General features: G+C 64.3%; 1 pseudogene. It reads right to left on the bottom strand.

Annotated elements, in window-relative coordinates:
* Positions 1-255: pseudogene (locus ACFHWW_RS34500) on the bottom strand (transposase); the annotation flags it as partial.

The raw sequence follows: 255 nt of genomic DNA, 5'->3' as shown, positions 1-255 counted from the left end.
GGGTCGATCCGTTGCTGATCCGTGGTGCGAAACCAGCCCTTGAAGTCGGTACTCCATTCGTCGTTCACAGCCGTTACCGCTGCATACGGCCGCCGCTGGTCGATCGGCCGGCGGCGGCGCTTCACCGACGAAACCAGTCCGGCCCCCTTGAGAATGTCTCCAATCGTCGACGCCGCCGGCCAGACTATCTCCGGCGCCTGACGCGAAAGCTTTGCCAACAGCTTGCGCGGCCCCAGATCGGGAAAACGTTGCCGC

Origin of the sequence: Sinorhizobium sp. P24N7 (assembly GCF_042436655.1) — a bacterium.
Taxonomy (GTDB): Bacteria; Pseudomonadota; Alphaproteobacteria; order Rhizobiales; family Rhizobiaceae; genus Sinorhizobium; species Sinorhizobium meliloti_A.
This window is presented reverse-complemented; position numbering and strand designations above follow the sequence as displayed.